This window comes from Niallia sp. HCP3S3_B10, from assembly GCF_052064465.1.
In the GTDB taxonomy this organism is placed as follows: domain Bacteria; phylum Bacillota; class Bacilli; order Bacillales; family Cytobacillaceae; genus Niallia; species Niallia hominis.
The window spans coordinates 14,170-31,964 of record NZ_JBQHVO010000044.1 but is presented as its reverse complement, the minus strand read 5'-3'; the positions used below and the strand labels follow the sequence as shown (position 1 = coordinate 31,964).

At 34.1% G+C, this 17,795-nt stretch carries 18 protein-coding genes; 3 read left to right on the top strand and 15 right to left on the bottom strand.

Features of this window, described 5'->3' with window-relative positions; translation table 11 throughout:
• Nucleotides 1-121: 121 nt before the first annotated feature.
• Nucleotides 122-367: a hypothetical protein gene (locus tag ACTNDN_RS17385; RefSeq protein ID WP_284561497.1), complete on the bottom strand. Its 246-nt coding sequence runs from the start codon at nucleotides 365-367 to the stop codon at nucleotides 122-124.
• 246 nt (nucleotides 368-613) lie between these two features.
• Between ACTNDN_RS17385 and ACTNDN_RS17380 the strand changes: the two genes are divergently transcribed.
• Nucleotides 614-1,714, top strand: coding sequence for a M24 family metallopeptidase (locus ACTNDN_RS17380; RefSeq protein ID WP_284561498.1), 1,101 nt, complete (start codon nucleotides 614-616; stop codon nucleotides 1,712-1,714).
• A 204-nt stretch (nucleotides 1,715-1,918) separates the two neighbouring features.
• Nucleotides 1,919-2,533, top strand: coding sequence for a cupin domain-containing protein (locus ACTNDN_RS17375; protein WP_284561499.1), 615 nt, complete (start codon nucleotides 1,919-1,921; stop codon nucleotides 2,531-2,533).
• A gap of 144 nt (nucleotides 2,534-2,677) precedes the next feature.
• On the opposite strand, the gene ACTNDN_RS17370 is transcribed toward ACTNDN_RS17375, so the two are convergent.
• Complete coding sequence (locus tag ACTNDN_RS17370; protein ID WP_284561500.1) at nucleotides 2,678-2,824, bottom strand: hypothetical protein; 147 nt, start codon at nucleotides 2,822-2,824, stop codon at nucleotides 2,678-2,680.
• 110 nt (nucleotides 2,825-2,934) lie between these two features.
• Between ACTNDN_RS17370 and ACTNDN_RS17365 the strand changes: the two genes are divergently transcribed.
• Entirely contained in the window at nucleotides 2,935-3,375 is a 441-nt protein-coding gene (locus ACTNDN_RS17365) for a universal stress protein (protein WP_031534929.1), read from the top strand.
• Nucleotides 3,376-3,635: 260 nt separating this feature from the next.
• Here ACTNDN_RS17365 and argH read toward each other — a convergent pair whose 3' ends face one another.
• The 13 genes from argH to rarD form a co-directional block, all read right to left on the bottom strand.
• Complete coding sequence (argH, locus tag ACTNDN_RS17360; protein WP_284561501.1) at nucleotides 3,636-5,027, bottom strand: argininosuccinate lyase; 1,392 nt, start codon at nucleotides 5,025-5,027, stop codon at nucleotides 3,636-3,638.
• A complete protein-coding gene (locus ACTNDN_RS17355; RefSeq protein ID WP_031534933.1) occupies nucleotides 5,024-6,232 on the bottom strand; it encodes an argininosuccinate synthase in 1,209 nt (402 codons plus the stop codon). Before ACTNDN_RS17355 ends, argH begins: the two co-directional genes overlap by 4 nt.
• A 349-nt stretch (nucleotides 6,233-6,581) precedes the next feature.
• Nucleotides 6,582-7,088 (bottom strand): MogA/MoaB family molybdenum cofactor biosynthesis protein, encoded by a 507-nt coding sequence (locus tag ACTNDN_RS17350; RefSeq protein ID WP_441131619.1) that lies wholly within the window; start codon nucleotides 7,086-7,088, stop codon nucleotides 6,582-6,584.
• Nucleotides 7,089-7,106: 18 nt separating this feature from the next.
• A complete protein-coding gene (gene helD, locus ACTNDN_RS17345; protein WP_441131618.1) occupies nucleotides 7,107-9,422 on the bottom strand; it encodes an RNA polymerase recycling motor HelD in 2,316 nt (771 codons plus the stop codon).
• Nucleotides 9,423-10,241: an EcsC family protein gene (locus tag ACTNDN_RS17340; RefSeq protein ID WP_441131617.1), complete on the bottom strand. Its 819-nt coding sequence runs from the start codon at nucleotides 10,239-10,241 to the stop codon at nucleotides 9,423-9,425.
• A gap of 194 nt (nucleotides 10,242-10,435) precedes the next feature.
• Nucleotides 10,436-11,626 carry an acetate kinase gene (locus ACTNDN_RS17335; protein ID WP_031534942.1) on the bottom strand — a complete coding sequence of 397 codons (1,191 nt, stop codon included), beginning with the start codon at nucleotides 11,624-11,626 and terminating at the stop codon, nucleotides 10,436-10,438.
• A gap of 274 nt (nucleotides 11,627-11,900) precedes the next feature.
• The gene (locus ACTNDN_RS17330; protein WP_031534944.1) at nucleotides 11,901-12,890 is read right to left on the bottom strand and encodes a class I SAM-dependent methyltransferase; all 990 of its coding nucleotides are present in this window, start codon (nucleotides 12,888-12,890) and stop codon (nucleotides 11,901-11,903) included.
• Nucleotides 12,891-13,081: 191 nt separating this feature from the next.
• Complete coding sequence (gene tpx / locus ACTNDN_RS17325) at nucleotides 13,082-13,582, bottom strand: thiol peroxidase (protein WP_284561508.1); 501 nt, start codon at nucleotides 13,580-13,582, stop codon at nucleotides 13,082-13,084.
• Between the two features lie 178 nt (nucleotides 13,583-13,760).
• Nucleotides 13,761-14,213 (bottom strand): GerW family sporulation protein, encoded by a 453-nt coding sequence (ytfJ, locus tag ACTNDN_RS17320; RefSeq protein WP_031534948.1) that lies wholly within the window; start codon nucleotides 14,211-14,213, stop codon nucleotides 13,761-13,763.
• A gap of 18 nt (nucleotides 14,214-14,231) precedes the next feature.
• A complete protein-coding gene (locus tag ACTNDN_RS17315) occupies nucleotides 14,232-14,918 on the bottom strand; it encodes a DUF2953 domain-containing protein (protein WP_031534950.1) in 687 nt (228 codons plus the stop codon).
• 255 nt (nucleotides 14,919-15,173) lie between these two features.
• On the bottom strand, nucleotides 15,174-15,737 hold the full coding sequence (locus ACTNDN_RS17310) for an RDD family protein (RefSeq protein WP_031534952.1): 564 nt from the start codon (nucleotides 15,735-15,737) through the stop codon (nucleotides 15,174-15,176).
• A gap of 11 nt (nucleotides 15,738-15,748) precedes the next feature.
• The gene (sppA, locus tag ACTNDN_RS17305; RefSeq protein ID WP_031534954.1) at nucleotides 15,749-16,762 is read right to left on the bottom strand and encodes a signal peptide peptidase SppA; all 1,014 of its coding nucleotides are present in this window, start codon (nucleotides 16,760-16,762) and stop codon (nucleotides 15,749-15,751) included.
• A 92-nt stretch (nucleotides 16,763-16,854) separates the two neighbouring features.
• Nucleotides 16,855-17,781 carry an EamA family transporter RarD gene (gene rarD, locus ACTNDN_RS17300; RefSeq protein ID WP_031534956.1) on the bottom strand — a complete coding sequence of 309 codons (927 nt, stop codon included), beginning with the start codon at nucleotides 17,779-17,781 and terminating at the stop codon, nucleotides 16,855-16,857.
• Between the last annotated feature and the right edge of the window lie 14 nt (nucleotides 17,782-17,795).

Below are 17,795 nucleotides of genomic sequence, written 5' to 3'. Positions count from 1 at the left end.
CATTCCAACATATATGGAAGTTAAAGGGGGGATGGTGTGGATTGAAAGATTTTACTTTAATCAACAATTATTATAAAAAGCAAAAGCTAGTAGAAGGTTCACCATACTAGCTTTTTTCACTTTATTGATAATAATATATTTTTTTCTTTTTCTGTACTTTTTTAGATGATTTTTTCACTATTCTTGATTTTTTGGGAGTATATAGTAATGCAGTTAAATTTCCTGCTATCACCATCAAGGCAAAGGCTAGCCAAGTAATCGAGAATATTCCTTCTGCTCCTTCGGAAAATGGGGAAAGTCTTGGCATGCCATAGTATAAAAAGACTCCACACAATAAGATACATAATAAATATCTATTTTTATTCATAGTCGTAAAACCTCCTTGTTTCCATACTATGCGGACAAGGGTTAAAAAAGTATTTAAAAATCAGCAAATTATTATACTAACAATAATTAGCATAACGATCTGAAAAAATTTAGGGAAGCTCAATATTTACATGCTTGATTTTAGTTGTTACTCTTATAAGATAAGGAATGCATTCACCTAGTCCTACGGATAAAACGTAAGAATAACGAATCCTATATTTTTTAAGAAACACGGAGGTTGGTTTAATTGGAACAAAAATTAGAGTCTTTAGCGAATTGGATGAAGCAAGAAGAAATTGATTTCACTTTTCTCACATCAACAGATAATATTTTTTATTTTAGCGGATTTTATAGTGACCCACATGAAAGATTATTGGCTTTGATTGTGTTCCCAGAAAAAGATCCCATATTGGTTTGTCCTTCTATGGAAAAAAATGATGCGAAAAACGCTGGTTGGGATCATGACATCATCGGATATAGTGATACCGACAATCCTTGGGAAACCATTCAAACTATGGTTGAAGCTCGAACAAGCAGTAGAAATAAAGTAGCTCTTGAGATGGATCATATGAATGTTGCTAGATATCACGCACTGCAGACTTCTTTCCCTACTATCCAATCATATGTTTCTGCCGAAGAAAAAATTAATACCTTACGTATGATTAAAACTGCTGATGAACTAGCAAAAATAAAAGAAGCTTGTAAATGGGCGGATTATGCTATAGAAGTTGGCTGTAATGAAATTGCGGAAGGTAAATCAGAGATGGAGATTCTCGCAAGTATTGAATATGAATTAAAGAAAAAGGGGATCGGCAAAATGTCCTTTTCTACTATGGTACTTACCGGTATAAATGGTGCTTCTCCTCACGGTAATCCTGGAGAAACTCAAATAAAAAAAGGGGATTTAGTTTTATTTGACTTAGGGGTAGTTGTGGATGGTTACTGTTCAGACATTACTAGAACTGTTGCATATGGAGATATTAGCGAAAAACAAAAGGACATCTATGACACAGTTTTAAAAGCACAGCTTGCCGCAATTGAAGTATCTAAGGCTGGAGTTTCATGTGCAACCATTGACCAAGTTGCACGTAACACAATTAGAAATGCAGGGTACGGAGAATTTTTCCCACATCGTTTAGGTCACGGATTAGGTATTAGTGTTCATGAATTCCCTTCCTTAACGGAAACAAATCCCTTGTTACTACAAGAAGGCATGGTTTATACAATTGAACCTGGAATTTACGTTCCTAATGTTGCAGGAGTTCGAATTGAGGATGATGTCTACGTTACAAAAGAAGTTGTGGAAATATTAACGAAATTTCCTAAAGAGCTTCAAGTAATCTCATAAGCTATAACAAACCTTCATGTTCCATAAGGAATAGCTAATTATTTCCTTATGGAACACCCTTCTTTACCTTTCATTCTATTTCATCGTTACTCTTCTATCATACGAATTTTCTATAATCTGTCTCCATTTAGATGCGGTACTTGCACTTATTTAAAAAATACATCATAAAATACCTAGACTTTAAGGGGAAGAAGGGTAAATAGAATGGTGAAATATATGGATTATACAGATCCAAAAACATCATTTACTTATGATGTAAATAAGAGCAATTTTTTTAAAAGAGATAATTACAACTATATTAATGTCTTAGGAGAGCAACAATTAAATTCATTGGAAAATGTATCATTACTAGATATTTATTTAAGTAAAGATATAGTAGTGGAACCACATGTACATCAAAATGCTGCTGAACTCGTTTATTGTATTTCTGGTTCTGCAACGGTGTCGCTATTAAATCCATTTTCGAAGGAAATCCAAAACTATACAATTACAGCAGGTCAAGTCGCGAATGTTCCTCAAGGATGGTGGCATTATGAGATAGCGAATACAAATAATACTCATCTTTTAGCTATATTTGACGCACCTACACCTGAAGCTATCTTTGGCTCTGATTTACTTCGTCTAACACCACCCGAAATAATGGCTCATACTTATTCCATGGACGTAAATAAATGGAAATCTACTATCTCGCCTATTAATCAAACAACCATTCTCGGTCCATCGATTAACAGAAGTAGTCAAAGGGACAATTACCCAGCTCACACTTATCCTCCCCAGCCAACTTATCAACATCCTTACCAATTCCCAAGATATTATTAATAATAGAATCCATACCCTTGATTAAATCTGTGCAATTTCTACTGCTCCATTAAATCTGATTAATCGAAGGAAATTACACCTAGCAATAAAATAGACTGAACACCATTTGTTCAGTCTATTTGTTCTTTCACTCACTATGAAAGTTCACTTTCGACTCTGTTTCTTTTCAGGATCCAAGAAAGCATCAATAGCACCATCATTATAGGATTCCATTACTTGTGCGGTTACTTCTTCTCTTCCTTTTTCATCAAATTGAAAATCATGGTTGGTACTTCCGTTTAGTTTATCCATTTTCTATTCCTTCTTTCCTTAATTTCTTATCTATTATCTGATTGAAAAGTTAAACTTATGCATGAAATGGGTATATAATAGAAGTAGATTAAATAAAGGAGTGAACGCTTATGAACGTAAACTATCAAAACATTATTGTGGCAGTAGATGGTTCAGAAGAAGCAGACAAAGCAATGAAGAAAGCGATTTCAATCGCGAAAGAAAATAACTCTAGGCTTGTCATTGCTCACGTTATTGATACAAGATCGTTCGCAACAGTGGCTGCATATGATCAGTCCATTGCAGCGAAATCAGATGAATTCGCAAATGAGTTATTAGATAAATATGTAACCGAAGCAACAGCTGAAGGAATACAACATGTAGTAAAAGCAATTGAATTCGGATCACCAAGAGCAGTAGTTCCACGAGAGGTTGCAAAAAAATACGAAGCAGATTTAATTGTTTGTGGAGCAACTGGATTAAATGCAGTTGAGAGATTTATCATTGGAAGTGTTTCGGAAGGAATAACAAGAAACGCACCTTGTGATGTGCTAATTGTGCGAAATAGTTAAGTGAAAAATTAAGTATAATAGCAAATGCACAGGGCTATACGGCCCCTTTCTAGCATACAGCAATCAAGAGAAAAGATAAGGATACTTATTATAGGGAATGGATTGTGGCAAGAGGCACCATCGCTCAGCTCACAGGTATTTACACTAAACGTCAAATATCCTTTAAAATGCATATCCTTTCGAACGGTAAAAAGGAATATTCTATTCGATTGCAAAGTTGCATTCAAATAGAATATTCTTTTCACTTTGCAAACAAATTATTACTTCACTTCTTCTTTTTCTAAAATGCAAAGCTTTGCCTTTTCGATTGCTTTCTCGATTTGTTTAAATCCAGTTCCTCCCGCACTATTTCGTCTTTCTACTGCTGTTCTTGGATTTAGGACATGGTAAATATCATCTTCAAATAAGCTGCTTGCCTCTTTTAACTCATTTATACTTAAATCCTGTAAATAGCAATTTTTATTCACACAATACAAAACCAATTTTCCCACTACTTCATGTGCTTCTCTAAATGGCATCCCTTTATCTGATAAATAATCAGCTAGTTCCGTTGCATTCGAAAAGTCATTTTTTGTTGCCTTTTCCATTCCTTGTTCATTAACCTTCATTGTTTGAATCATCCCTGCAAAAATACGCAACGAGCCGACAACTGTTTTTACTGTATCAAACATTCCCTCTTTGTCTTCCTGCATGTCTTTATTATAGGAAAGAGGTAGTCCTTTCAGTACAGTTAATAATCCCATTAAGTTACCATAAACCCGTCCCGTTTTTCCTCTGATTAATTCGGCCATATCCGGATTTTTCTTTTGCGGCATGATACTACTTCCCGTCGAAAAACTATCGTCCAATTCAATAAATTTAAATTCTTGAGAAGACCAAAGGATAATTTCTTCACTAAAACGGGAAAGATGCATCATTAAAATAGAGCTAGTTGACAGAAATTCTAGGATAAAATCACGATCACTTACTGCATCCATGCTATTTTCATAAATGGAATCAAATCCAAGTAAATCAGCACTATATACACGATCAATAGGAAAAGTTGTTCCTGCTAGAGCACCTGCACCTAGTGGAGACAGATTGATTCTTGCCAAATTTTCCTGATATCTTTGTTTATCTCTTTCAAACATCCAAAAATACGCCATTAAATGATGTGCAAAAGAAATAGGCTGTGCACGTTGAAGATGTGTATAGCCAGGCATTACTGTTTCGATGTGATTTTCTGCCTTTTCTAAAAGAGCAACCTGCAATTCATTTAATAATTGAATGATTAATTTCACTTGTCTTCGTAAATAAAGATGCATATCTGTAGCTACCTGGTCATTTCTACTTCTTCCAGTATGTAGCTTTCCACCAACAGGACCAATTAAATCCGTTAACTGACTTTCTAAATTAAGATGAATATCTTCTAGTTTTACAGAAAACGTTAATTCATCATTTTCTGCTTGTTTTTTTAGTGTTAGCAAACCATCTTTAATTTTTTCCGCATCTTCAACAGGCAATATTCCTGTTTTAGAGAGCATAGCCACATGGGCTATGCTCCCTTCGATATCTTCTAATACTAGTTCTTGATCAAAGGAAATGGAGGCACCAAATTCATCCACCCATTCCTCCGCAGATTTTGTAAATCTGCCTCCCCATAATTTCTTCACACAGTCACCTTCTTGCCATTTTCCACAATGCTTTGAACCTTTGTTGGAAGTCCCCAAAGTTTAATGAAACCTACTGCTGCTGCATGATCAAACTCATCGTCTGAAGTATACGTAGCAAGTTTTTCATCATATAAAGAATTAGGTGATTTTCTTCCTTCTACTATCGCATGTCCTTTAAATAATTTCACACGAACAGTTCCCGTAACATTTTTCTGTGTTTCTTGCAAGAACGCTTGTAAAGCTTTTGTTATTGGAGAGAACCAAAGTCCTTCATAAATAACTTCTGTAATTTTCTTTTCAATTACTGGTTTAAAATGCGCTACTTCTTTGACAAGTGTGATATCCTCTAATTCTTTATGTGCTTTAATAAGTGTCAAAGCACCTGGACATTCATACACTTCTCTAGATTTAATTCCTACTAATCTATTTTCTACATGATCTATTCTACCAACACCATGTTTTCCAGCAATTTTGTTAAGCTGAAGGATTAGCTCAGAAAGGGAATAAGAGATGCCATCAATGCTAACTGGAACACCTTCTTTAAATTCAATTTCAATAACATCTGCTTGATTAGGTGCATTTTCAAGACTAACCGTTAAATCATATGCCTCTTCTGGAGGAGCAGCCCAAGGATCTTCTAGAATACCACATTCATTGCTTCTTCCCCATAGATTTTGGTCAATAGAAAATGGACTATCTAAGTTAACAGGTATCGGAATATTTTTATCTTTTGCATAGGCAATTTCTTCTTCACGAGACCATCCCCATTCACGAACAGGGGCTAGTACTTTTAAATTTGGGTTTAATGCTTGAATCGATACTTCAAAACGCACTTGGTCATTTCCTTTTCCCGTACATCCATGTGCGACTGCGACAGCATTTTCCTTTTCGGCCACTTCTACTAATTTTTTCGATATTAAAGGTCTTGATAATGCAGAAACTAGTGGATATTTCCCTTCATAAAGGGTATGTGCCTGCATAGCAGTAAGTGCAAAATCCTGTGCGAATTCTTCTTTTGCATCAATTACATAAGATTGAACAGCCCCAACTGACAATGCTTTTTGTTGAATAAAGTTTAAATCTTTTCCTTCCCCAACATCTAAGCAGCAAGCTACTACATCATAACCTTGATCTTGTAACCACTTTATTGCGACAGATGTATCTAATCCACCTGAATATGCTAAAACAACTTTTGGATTTGCCATTACCTAATTCCTCCTATATGCGAATAAATATTCATTTATTTATATTTTTATTCAAAAACTATATGTATCACTTTAACAACTTTTTCTAATAATTTCAATAGAATTTTTATAAAAATATAAATTATTTCATTTTTATACATACCCATTTCTTTGTCATCCTAATTTATCTCATTGTACAGCTAAATCATTTTAAATCCTTCTATCTCGAAGTCTATAATTTATGCATGAATTTATACATTTTCTCATTAGAAGTATAGATACTTTTATTTACAATGAAAGATATATCTTTATTCAAACAAAAAAAGGTCAGCAACCTCTTATATAAGAGGTTGCTAACCTTACTCATCCATTACTTATGCAATTCACTTACTACATGGCTTAATTCTGGAAGAACTAGCTTCTTCATCGCAAGGCGTACTGCCCCAGTTGATCCGGGAGTTGAAAAAACGACCTTATTATGGATGGTACCAGCAATTGCTCTTGATAAAATGGCACTAGAGCCGATATCTTCTGTGTAGCTTAGCATGCGAAAAAGTTCTCCAAATCCATACAATTCTTTTGTCAGAAGTGGCTTTATCGCTTCAACTGTCACATCTCTTGGAGAAATGCCCGTACCTCCGTTGAGAAGGATACAATCAATTTTCTCTGATTGTACTCCTTTAACTATTTCCTGTTGAATTCGTTGTTTATCATCATTAATAATAATGTAGTCTTCTATTGAGTGATTATCTTGTTCTAATAATTCAATCATCAGTTTGCCACTCTTATCGGTTTCGGTTGTTCTTGTATCACTAACCGTTATCACTTTACAGCCCACTTGCCAGTAATGATCGTTGATATGTGTTTGTTTATTCATACCTTCCTCCCTTTAATTCTATCTGTTTATCTCTACTGTATAATGCTGCTCATCCACTTTATCCAATAATAAATCTGATTTTTCCCTAGTAAATAAATGAAGTCGGTGCATTGGTCTTGTCATTGCTACATATAATAGCTTTAAATCTATTTCTTCTTGTGTAAAACTCTCGCTTAGGGTGAAAAGAAATACTGCATCAAATTCTAATCCCTTTGAAAGATAGCTTGATACAATGATCAAATAATTTTTTTCTAACTCTTCATTTTCTCGTAAGAATTGAACATTTGGAATTTTTCTGTTTTGCATTTCTTTGAATATAGTCTTACACTCTGCTTCTGTTTTGCCAATGATAGCAATAGAGTGAAAATCTTCATCCTGTAAACCCTTTGCTAATTGAACTATTTTATCTACTAAAGCTTCTTTATGCTCATACAAATGAACAGTTGGTTTTTCTCCATGACGTACAACAGGTTTCACCTTTGGTAAATCTTCATCTAGTAAATGCAGAATTTCATTTGCCAAAAACATAATTTCGATTGTAGTACGATAGCTTTTTTGCAAGGTCATATAATTAGCTCGTGGAAATACAGCTTGCTGCAGTGTATTCCAGTTTTGTAACCCTCGATACGAATGAATGCCTTGTGCTAAATCTCCAACGAGGGTAAACATATCAGTCTCCAATCCTGCTTTTAGGGCATATAATTGAAATTCGCTATAATCCTGTACTTCATCTATCACGATATTCTTAGCGCGATATTCTTTATCAATACCAAAGATTTTATATTGCAAATAAAATAATGCCCCAAGATCCTCGATCTCTACTTTCTTTTGCTTCAATATCCGCTGCTGAAAGGCAATCATATAATCCAATTGCCTTTCTGTTAAGGCATCCTCTGTATATTTTCGAAGGAGCTCCTTATCAGAAAATAATCGGCTATAGTATCCATATAAATCATTTGTCTGCATCGTTTTCATATAGTTTCTAACGGCAGTCGAAGCTTCTTTTTTGACATTGGCTAATCGTTCTTGCTTTGTATCCAAAAAATAGACTACCCTCTCTTTTCGCTTATCATCCTCTTTAATCCGTAAAGCACGATCCAATGCATCTTCATATTTATCTTCTAGCTTACTTAAAATCACTTTCTTTTTCCGCTTTAAATCTGCTTGCAATATCCCCTTTATTTTCTCTTTCCGTTTGATTAAGGGAAGGTAATCATATTCCTTCTTAAATAATCGTTCTAATTTTTTTGCCCCATATAAAGGGAATTTTTCCACACGGAACTCTTGCTTTGGGCTCATTTCATTGCAAATATCAATCAGATAATTATCCATTACTTTTTTATAAGCTAAAGAACCTTTATAACGAGAAAGCCACTTGATCATTTCTTCTTGTTTATTCTCATGATTAATAAAAGATAGAAGTTTTTTATTGGACTGGATTACTTTCATTTTTTTCCCAATGCATAATAGGACATAGTCCAGAAAAGTCGTTTGGCGTATCTTCTCTACGCCTAAGTCTGGCAATGCCTCTGCTATATATCCTATAAACATATTATTTGGCGCAATAATCATTAGCTGCTCTGGTTGAAAGTATCGAGCATAGTTATATATAAAGTAAGATATTCGGTGTAAGGCAATAGTCGTTTTCCCACTACCTGCAGCTCCCTGCACTATAATCGGCCGGTTTAAATCCGCCCGAATGATTTCATTTTGTTCTGCCTGGATAGTGGATATAATTTCAGTTAGACGCTGATCAGCTTTTCCGGCAAGTGATTGCTGTAATAACTCATCCGTTGTTGTTAGGTCAATATCCTGAAAATGAAGCAATTTTCCTTTTTCGATTTTAAACTGTCTTTTTAAGGATAAATCCCCTTCGATTGTTTCTTCATTAACTTCGTAAGCAACTTCTCCAAGACGTCCATCATAATAAACATTCGCAATCGGGGAACGCCAGTCTACTATAATTGGTTTTTGCGTATCTTTTTCGTACAAAGAGGTCTTCCCTAAATAATAAACATCTTTTTGTGATTTGCCCTTCATTTGATAATCAATCCGTGCAAAATATGGTGCATCTAAAATCCGTTTCAAAATATTTAACTCTGTTGTTGCTAGCTGTAAAAACTTACTGTTTGTTAAATAATTGATATAACTTAAACTACTATCAAGAGCTTCTTCATTACTAATAGCATCTCTTACGGTTTCCTGTAATGCACCTTGATTAATTTGAGCCTCTTTTAAGACGATATTCATGTAGTTTTTTGTGTATTCAAGTCTACTTTTTTCCTGTTCCAGTTCATCTAATGAGTAATCTTCCATGTTTATTCCTTTCTCCATTTATCCATTCTCTTTCCGTTTACTTAATAAATAGCATTTTTGATAATAATGATGTGCTAATTCTGTAATATTTCTCGTAAATCGATAGTTTGCCGCAGTCCCAATTACAGCTCCGGTAAGGGACCCTTTATAAAACTGAAGAAAACAAAGCTTTATTAGCTCTGTCATTAACGTATGCAACATCTTTTCTTGGACAATTTCATCGTTTCCATTATAAAAGAAAACATGTTGTTCCTTCTCCTGCTCAATCATTAATTCATCCCAAGCTTGCACTCGGTAAGGATATGGCAAGCATCCTGCACAGAATACTTTCAATGTAGTCATAATTTCATTCGGACTATCTGCTGGTCTCCCATATATTGAAGCTAGAACCTGTACAGAGCGAAGATTGATAATAACCATGGAAAGAAAATCTCCCAATAGAAATCCTGTATGCTTCGATGCTAATGCTCCTTGAGCGGAAGCAAGTATTCTATAATTTGCCATTTGTTTATTTGCAATTGCATGTAATTGGTCAATATTTAATTTTTTCATGTCTTTTAATGTGAAGATGGATTCATTATGCACTCTTGCCTGATGCATTAATTTTTGTGCGGTATTTCGTTGAAAGGTGGAATTAAATAAGATGGCATGAAGATGAAATAGGATGTTATCAAGTGATTGTAATATTATTTGTTTATGCATATCTGGAATATAGGATAAACTGGCATTAATATAATCGGAATAAATATAAAAGAGTTTATTTGGTCGCTGGTTGATTAATTCATTTTCCCATTGCTCTATTTTATCCAAATAAAAGTTTTCTGCTTTCGATAGCATGTAATCCCCCCAGTTTCATAACGAATCATTCCTTATTTTACTAAAAGAATCTAAGGAAAGACAATATTTTTGTTATTTCAAATTGGATTCCTTTTTTTCATACAGGAAAAAGACAATCTACCTCGTATATTGTTCTACGAGTAGATTGCCTTTTAATTAATAATGATACAAACAAGATTTTTTATTTAGTTAACTTAGATACCAGCTAATCTGCAAACGTCTCTTGCAATCATTACTTCTTCATTTGTTGGGATAACCATTACTTTTACTGGAGAGTGAGGGTAGTTAATGAATGACTCTTCCCCAGAAATTTTGTTTAATGTTGGATCCCAGTAAACGCCCATAAATTCAAGACCTTGAAGGACTCTAGCACGAACGATTTCGCTGTTTTCACCGATACCAGCTGTGAAGATGATTGCATCTACACCATTCATGCCAGAAGCATAAGATCCGATGTATTTATGGATGGTATCTGCAAAGATTTGTAAAGCTAGTTCAGCACGGTCATTTCCAGCTTGTGCTTGTTCTGTAATATCACGTAAATCACTTGAGAAACCAGAAATCCCTAAAAGGCCACTCTTTTTATTTAATACTTGGATTACTTCCTCAGCAGATTGATCCGTTTTTTCCATAATAAATGGAATTAACGCCGGGTCAATATTACCTGAACGTGTTCCCATTGTTACACCTGCAAGTGGAGTGAATCCCATAGAAGTATCAACAGATTTCCCACCTTCAATAGCCGCAATACTAGCCCCATTTCCTAAGTGACAAGAAATTAAACGTAGTTGTTCAATTGGACGACCTAATAATTCTGCCGCACGTTGTGACACATATTTATGGCTTGTTCCATGGAAACCATATTTACGAATTCCGTATTGCTCATAATATTCATATGGAAGGCTGTATAAATAAGATTTTTCCGGCATTGTTTGATGGAACGCTGTATCAAATACTGCTATAGCTGGCACATTTGGTAATACATGTTGGAATGCACGAATACAAGTTAAGTTTGCTGGTTGGTGTAATGGTCCTAATTCGCATAAAGCATCAAGTTTAACCATTACTTCCTCTGTGATTAAAACAGAATCAGCATACTCTTCCCCACCATGTAATACCCGATGTCCAATTCCATCGATTTCATCAAACGATGCAACAATTCCAAGGTCTGTTAATTTTGATAATAGAATTGTTACCGCTACTTCATGATTTGGGATATCAGATATTTCTTTGATTTTTTCGCCATTAAAATTAATATTGAATACTCCATCATTTAATCCAATGCGCTCTATTAAACCTTTTGTAATTACTTCTTCACTTGGCATTTCGAATAATTGAAACTTTAATGAAGAACTACCAGCATTAATCGCAATAATTTTTGCCATAAAATGTTTTACTCCCCTTTTGTATAACAACTTTTTATTTACTTTGTCTGACATTGAACAGATCGAATCATACAACAGACAAGATTTACTTCTTTCAGTTTTTCATTAAAACATTCTACTAGAAACATTTCAAGCACATTATGCCTAGTTATTCATTTTTTTTTGGATTTTCGTCGATATTTCAAAAAAAAGACAAATTTTTGTCGATTTCCTACTATATAATAGAGAGAATCTGTTTTATAACAATAATTGATTTACCCAGAAAATTTTCCGGTTAATCTTTTTTATTTGTTTGAATCCAAGTGTCCAATTCATTTAAAACTTTTTCCATTCCACGCATATTGGAGAAGCTAGGCACTTTTGCAAGTAAAACTTGTTTCGGTGCAACTATATTATTCCCCTTTTTCTGCAGAATCAATATACTTTTTGCCGACTGTTTATTTTTGAAAAGCGTTTCCGGCAATTGCATAATCCCCTGTATGTGTACTTCTTCTTTTATATAATCATGCAGATTTGCGGCTTGTTCGGATTCAAATAAATTGTTTGGTATAACGAAGAATGCATAGCCACCTGGTTTTAGATAATTCATGCTTTGCTCTATAAATAAATGATGTGCATATGTATGCCCATTATTTGATTTGACTTTAAATTCATTAGAACGAACATCATTCGGATAATAACCAACTGGTAAATCACTTACAACAACATCTACTGGATCAATAAATAAATGCTCTAAACTATCTTGGTTAAAAAATTCAATTGGCTGTTCCTGTAGATTTGCATTTACAAGTGCTAGTTGTAATAATAAGTCATCAACATCTACACCGTATGCAGCTATATTCTTCCCTTGCTGGTGATTCATAACAGTAGTTAATAAATTACCGGTTCCAACCGCTAAATCTAACAAACGCAGTTCCACTTTCGTACAAAACTTTTGCACTAAATAGCCAAAAAGAATGCCGATAGAATCAGGTGTCATTTGATGATTTGGTTGTGTATTTTCTTTCATCCCTTTTAAAATGACAAGTTGAAAAGCTTTGCGAATTTCTTCTTTTGTGTATTTGGCCAATTTGATTTCTTCATAGGCGTTTCTTAATCTTTTCTTACTTAATTCACTTAATTCTTCTTGTAATATAGCTTCTTGAAAGATATTTTCTCCTGTTAAAGCTAATGATTCTAAATACGTATATTCCAATTCTTCTTGAATAATTAATGCTGTTTCATTAAATACTGTAAATAATTCTTCTACTGGAGAAATGTTCATCTATTATCACCTAATTTATTGTAGATTTCTAAACATAAATTTTCCGTTACATAACTATCTCTGAATTTTGCATAATAGGATACAGCCAAATAAAAAGAGCCTGTCCTTTATATAGAAGGCCAAACTCTAGCTTATCATACGGTTAAAAATTTAACCAGATAATCGATTGTATTACCTATAAGTTATTATCGTTATTTCGCTGCTTTCACTGCTGCTATCGCTGCCTCGTAGTTCGGATGGTTGCTGCCCTCACTAACATATTCAACGTAAGTTACAGTATCAGTTGAATCAACAACAAAAATAGCACGAGCTAACAATCGCAATTCTTTCATCGCCACACCATATGATTCTCCAAAAGATAAATCCCTGTGATCTGATACAGTAATAACATTGTCCAAGCCACTTGCAGCACACCATCTTCTTTGAGCGAAAGGTAAATCAGCACTTACTGTTATTATCTCCACATTCTCAAGTCTAGCTGCTTCCTCATTAAATTTTCTTGTTTGAGTATCACAAACACCTGTATCAATAGAAGGGATAACACTAAAAAGGCGGACCTTTCCCTTTGAGCTTGCTAATGTTACCTCTGACATATCATTTGCTAACACGGTAAAATCTGGAGCTTTGTCTCCGACTTTCACTTCATTTCCAATCAATGTTACCGGGTTATGCTTAAACGTTATATTTGCCATTGCCTCTCCTCCATTTTCGATTTCATTCTATGTATTTACTACCATAATATCGATAGTTTTTTTTATTTGCAAAAAAAACGTACTTTCTTAAGAAATATAATTGGCTTTTTTTATAAAAAAAAGGAAACGAGTCCACTATTTTGTGTGAACTCGTTTAAACTACATCTAATTGATTTTTTTAAAACTCAATATCTTCTTTCGGCTGGTTTGTATGAGCGTTGTTGTTGCTTGATTCAGAAGATGAATCTTTTTTAGCGAACATTTGTTGAATCTTATCAACAGCTTGTGGAGCAATGTCCAATATTTTTTCGTATAGATGGGTACTTTCATCTAAATGCACCATTTTTACGCCCTCACCATTTACAATAAGAAAAGCAATTGGAGTAATACTTACTCCCCCACCACTTCCCCCTCCAAAAGGATGTTTAGTCAACGAATCATTTAATGAATGATTTTCAAGTGTGAATTCACTACCACCAGCAGCAAATCCAAATCCCACTTTAGATACGGTTAAGATGACACTGCCATCAGGTGTTTCAACAGGATCGCCAATAATCGTATTGACATCAATCATTTCTTTTAAGTTTTCCATTGCAGTTGTCATTAAGCCTTGAATTGGATGATCTGACATTTTCCCATTCCTCCGTTGCTATTGTTTACTTGGAATAGATGGTTCACTTGTTTTAAACTTTGGAAAACCATCTTTCCAATATTTAACCAGTTTAATTCCTGCCATCATAGCATGCCCTATCCGAAATTGAATCATACAAGAAAATAATGTTTCAGAGGCCATTCCTTGAAATTGTGGATATATGTTGATTTTGGGCATGTCTTTAAGCTTCATATAATTACTAATAATGCCAATAATACTTCCTTTAACAGCCCAAATAGCACCAGAAATCATTCCAGTATGTGCTGCATCTCCTAGACCAACAATCGAGCTCCATTCGATATGCTTAATTGTTAGTTTTGCTAAAAATGACCTTACTATGCGATGAAACTGTACAACATGGTTTAATAATTCTTTTGAATTAGATAAAAAAATTAATAAATCAGAGGCGGAAAATTGCTTTGTTTCCTCTACAGTTTCCTGTTTACCCTGTAATTCCGTCTCCTCTTTCATCACCAGTGTTGGAGAGTCCTCATCTATTTTTATCAAAGGAATGGTTTTTTTGTATTTTATGAGTCCAAACAATGCTCGAAGCTCTATCTTTAAATCATCATTATCTTTCTTATGATAATAGCGTATATGTATCGTTAATTTTAAAAAACACAGAAAAATAAGCACTAAAAAAAGAGCACCAATAATAAGACCAATTATGGAAAGAACTTTCACTTTGGTAACACTTCCCTTCAGCCTATTATTATTGGATAAAATATGAAAAAATAAACCTATTTCTTCCTGATTCTTTTCTATGCTATGGAATTAGTATTCAAAAATAAAAACTAGGATGTGACAAAACGAAATAACCAATTTACTTTTTTAAAAATCATCTTTCCAAAACACAAAAAACGAACACTAATGCATACCAACTGCATAAATGTCCGTTTTTATTATTAGTTAAAACTTATGTCCCAACCTCGGTTCCTATTATCGATCATGAATGACTGCTGTATCAGCAAATAAATCATGAAGACCTTGTTTCTTCGGCAAGAAGGCAACTAGCGCATATAAAATAATAAAGCTGCCAGAGATAAATCGACCAATCCATTCACGGAAAAGGATAGTGTCCCATGTTAATCTTTCTTTGTTCATCGGTATAACCTTCAAGCCAAAAATCATCTTTCCTAACGTTTGTTTTAAAAACAGTGTCATTAAAACAAAATATAAATAAAACGTAATGGCCGTACAAATGTTAACGGTAGAAAAAATACTCGATTCATGTAACGGTACATCTATTATTCTTAAAATCGGATAAATAAGAATACGATTAACGCTCGATACAATCACTATATCTGCTAAATAAGCCCAAAAGCGCATCCAAAAGCCGGCATATACATACGAAACTTTGCCTTTAGAATCTAACTTACTATCACCAACATTCAGATTTTGTTCCTTTGATTCAACGGTTTCATTTAATGATACCGTTAATTCGGATAGTTCCTCGTCCTTCAGGGAAGATTCTGATTCTATATTTTCACGGTTATTACTCATTTGTCCCCCTCCTATTCTGCATATAAATACATTAGTCGAGGCGAGTTAGCATTGGTGACAATCTTTAGTATATTTGCTAATTCTTTATCCTCACTTGTAATTAATTTTTTGGCAGTCATTCCAAATAGGGAAGCAAAACCAGTATTGTCGGTATAGGTAACGACAGCTGCGTCCTTTAAATCATAGTCATTTTTCATCTGTTCTACTACATCATCAAAATAGCCAAAATCGTCGATTAAATTTAGTTCCTTCGCCTGTCTACCATCGTAAATCCGTCCATCAGCGACTTTCTTCACTTCTGCCTCTGTCATTCCTCGACCATCAGCAATGACTTTAACAAAACCGGCATAAGAATTATCAATTAAATTTTGTAAAATCTCTCTTTCATCTTCTGTCATTTCTCTTGTAGAACTCATGATATCCTTATATTTCCCACTCTTAATTGTGACAAACTCTACTCCATACTTTTCAGCAAGCCCTTCGAAATTATATCCACTCATAATAACTCCAAGTGAGCCTGTTAATGTTTCCGGACTAGCAAAAATTTTATCAGCAGGTGCAGAAATGTAGTACCCTCCAGACGCTGCCATAGATCCCATTGATACGTATATTGGTTTTTTTGATTCTTTTTGAATTTCTACTAATTTATCATGGATTTGTGCACTTTCTACAACTCCTCCACCAGGAGAATTTACTTTCAAAATTACACCTTTTACACTAGGATCCTCTTTTATGTAATCTAATTTTTCGATAAAGGAAGTATGATTATAACCTACTGTCGAAAAAAGAGATTCGGCATCTCCAGTATCTTGAATGGTCCCAGACACTTCCAGTACAACTATCTTCTCAGAGAAATCTCCGTCCTCTATGTATTCTTCTACATATGGCCCTTCCCCTTCACTAAGAAATTGTCCAAATAAATCTTCTACGTCCGTTGTGAACGCTACAGATACCATACTGGTAATAATGGAAAAGACAAAAATAATACCAGCTATCCCTAAAGCTGCCCAACGTTTTCCACTCATTACTTATAACCCCCTATTATTTCTTTCTATTTCTTATACGTATAAGTACCGATATTGTTTCAGGAAAATGTCGGATTACTTAAATAGATTCTTTACGCTATTCCCTTTGCTTGCTGTTGCTTTTTTGAATTAGAGAATAGTTTTGTTTGTGATAAAGAATAAATGGATAATGCTGACCAAATAAATATAAATGCCAATAAATGAGAGGTTGTAAATGGTTCATGATAAACGAATACCCCAAGTATTAGTGTTAATGTAGGTGTTAAATATTGAATGAACCCGAGCATGGATAGCGGAATCCTTTGCGCTCCTTTTGCAAAAAACAACAATGGCACTGCTGTTAACACACCAGAAATAATTAATAAGAAGTCTAAACTAGTAGATACAGCTAAAAATGCATGATCTCCTTTTAAAAATAAATAGCCAATATACATTAAGGCAAATGGAGTAATAAACATGGTTTCCAAGGTTAATCCTACATCCGAATTAATTTTGATTAATTTCTTTGTTAATCCATATAAGCCAAATGTTAATGCTAATGAAATAGCAATCCATGGAAATGCTCCATGAGCAAAAGTAATAATACAAACTCCAATTGCAGCTAATCCTACAGAAACATACTGTATTTTAGACAATTTCTCTTTCATTACAAAAATGCCTAATAATACACTTACCAGTGGATTTATATAATACCCTAGACTCGTTTCGATTATTTTATTCGCATTTACAGCCCAAATGTAGATAAACCAATTGCAGCTTACTAATATAGATGCAATAAACAGCATGATACCCTGTCTTTTCTGGTGCTTAAATGATTTTAATGTTTGAAAGAATAATTCCCATTTACGAGTAAATGTTAGTAAAATGCACATAAAAATAAATGACCAAAAAATTCGATTTGCGAGAATTTCATCTGCCCCAACTCCTTGCAGATGCTTCCAATATATCGGGAATAGTCCCCATATTAAGTAAGATATACCAGCAAATATTACCCCGTTTTTAATGTTGTTTTTCTCCATCTTCATCGCTTCTT

Excerpts from the sequence above, each read along its gene's own strand:
- ACTNDN_RS17375 (WP_284561499.1), top strand. The coding sequence starts at position 1,919 with ATGGTGAAATATATGGATTATACAGATCCAAAAACATCATTTACTTAT.
- ACTNDN_RS17310 (WP_031534952.1), bottom strand. The coding sequence starts at position 15,737 with ATGAGTAATAACCGTGAAAATATAGAATCAGAATCTTCCCTGAAGGAC.
- ACTNDN_RS17335 (WP_031534942.1), bottom strand. The coding sequence starts at position 11,626 with ATGGCAAAAATTATTGCGATTAATGCTGGTAGTTCTTCATTAAAGTTT.
- sppA (WP_031534954.1), bottom strand. The coding sequence starts at position 16,762 with ATGAGTGGAAAACGTTGGGCAGCTTTAGGGATAGCTGGTATTATTTTT.
- ytfJ (WP_031534948.1), bottom strand. The coding sequence starts at position 14,213 with ATGTCAGATCATCCAATTCAAGGCTTAATGACAACTGCAATGGAAAAC.
- ACTNDN_RS17340 (WP_441131617.1), bottom strand. The coding sequence starts at position 10,241 with ATGCTATCGAAAGCAGAAAACTTTTATTTGGATAAAATAGAGCAATGG.
- tpx (WP_284561508.1), bottom strand. The coding sequence starts at position 13,582 with ATGGCAAATATAACGTTTAAGCATAACCCGGTAACATTGATTGGAAAT.
- ACTNDN_RS17330 (WP_031534944.1), bottom strand. The coding sequence starts at position 12,890 with ATGAACATTTCTCCAGTAGAAGAATTATTTACAGTATTTAATGAAACA.
- ACTNDN_RS17365 (WP_031534929.1), top strand. The coding sequence starts at position 2,935 with ATGAACGTAAACTATCAAAACATTATTGTGGCAGTAGATGGTTCAGAA.
- ACTNDN_RS17370 (WP_284561500.1), bottom strand. The coding sequence starts at position 2,824 with ATGGATAAACTAAACGGAAGTACCAACCATGATTTTCAATTTGATGAA.
- helD (WP_441131618.1), bottom strand. The coding sequence starts at position 9,422 with ATGGAGAAAGGAATAAACATGGAAGATTACTCATTAGATGAACTGGAA.
- ACTNDN_RS17385 (WP_284561497.1), bottom strand. The coding sequence starts at position 367 with ATGAATAAAAATAGATATTTATTATGTATCTTATTGTGTGGAGTCTTT.
- rarD (WP_031534956.1), bottom strand. The coding sequence starts at position 17,781 with ATGGAGAAAAACAACATTAAAAACGGGGTAATATTTGCTGGTATATCT.
- ACTNDN_RS17355 (WP_031534933.1), bottom strand. The coding sequence starts at position 6,232 with ATGGCAAATCCAAAAGTTGTTTTAGCATATTCAGGTGGATTAGATACA.
- ACTNDN_RS17350 (WP_441131619.1), bottom strand. The coding sequence starts at position 7,088 with ATGAATAAACAAACACATATCAACGATCATTACTGGCAAGTGGGCTGT.